The organism is Streptomyces sp. NPDC057543 (genome assembly GCF_042801895.1).
GTDB lineage: Bacteria > Actinomycetota > Actinomycetes > Streptomycetales > Streptomycetaceae > Streptomyces.
Genome location: NZ_JBHVFF010000612.1, coordinates 1 through 1,040, shown reverse-complemented (window position 1 = coordinate 1,040; position 1,040 = coordinate 1). Strand labels below are relative to the sequence as shown.

The 1,040-nt window shown below is 68.3% G+C and carries 1 protein-coding gene; it reads right to left on the bottom strand.

What is annotated here, in order from left to right:
* Window positions 1-56 precede the first annotated feature (56 nt).
* On the bottom strand, window positions 57-971 hold the full coding sequence (locus ACFU8Q_RS41670; protein ID WP_384465497.1) for a transposase family protein: 915 nt from the start codon (window positions 969-971) through the stop codon (window positions 57-59).
* Window positions 972-1,040: the final 69 nt, after the last annotated feature.

Here is a 1,040-nt window from a genome sequence, read left to right as displayed (position 1 = left end):
TACGAGCTGGTGCGTGATTGCATTGGAGACGTGGGGGCCTGAGCTGGGGGTTTGTGTCAGCCGGTGGTGTTGCGGTCGGAGACGAGGTCAGCGATGGCCCGGTAGGTGACGGGCAGGGTCTCCCGGCGGTGGGTCCAGCGGACCAGTTGCTTCCAGCGTTTGTGATCGGGGAGGGCGTGTTCGACGGTAATGCGCTTCGAGGAGTGCCGGTGTCGGGCTCGTAGGCGGGCTTCGAGGACCTCGGGCGGGCTGATCTTGTTTCCCTTCCTGGGTGGGGTCACTGCCTGGCCGGGGTGATCGCGGCGGAGCCCGAGGTAGCCGTCGTCCAGGAGGACCTCCACGTCGCGAAAGTGCCGGAAACAGGTACCGATGCCTTCGTTGCGTGCGGCGGTCGCGTCGTGCATCCGCCCTGGCCGCAGGGCGTCGGTCCAGAGCGTGCGGCCCTGGTGGTCGGCGACGATGGTGGCCTTCATCGTGTTCTGTTTCTTCTTGCCCGAGACGAACGCACGGCGCCCGCCGCGGCCGGCCGGGGGCCGGCGGACCTGGACCTCGGTGGCGTCCAACCGCAGCTCGATGCCCTCGGCCTGGGCGTATGCGAACACATCCGCCAGGGTCCGCAGCCGCAGGCCGGGCCGGTCTGGGACCGCGCATCCCCGCTCGGCCAGCAGCCGTCGTATCTCGCCGATCGCACGGGTGATGGTGGAGCGGTCAACGCCGAACAACAGCCCCAACGCCGCATGCGGCAAATCGTGCCGCAGGTGAATCAGCGTGGCCACGAGCCGGTCGACGAACACCAGCCGATGCCGGGCACCGGCTCCTGCCTCGCGCTTCCTGTCCCCGCCGCGAGCTTCGTGACGACGCCCCTCGACCACGGCCTGCCACGGTCCCGCCAACTCCTCGACCAGGGAGGCGAGATGCCTCCGGGAGACCCCTGTGAACACCTGATGCGCGAGAACCGTCCGACTGAGCATGATCGCCACATCCGGATCATGCCACCCACCAGCAAGAACACATCACCCGCTATCACGCACCAGCTCGTT

What these genes read in the sequence shown, in the direction of transcription:
- ACFU8Q_RS41670 (WP_384465497.1), bottom strand. Translation starts at nt 971, where the DNA reads ATGCTCAGTCGGACGGTTCTCGCGCATCAGGTGTTCACAGGGGTCTCC.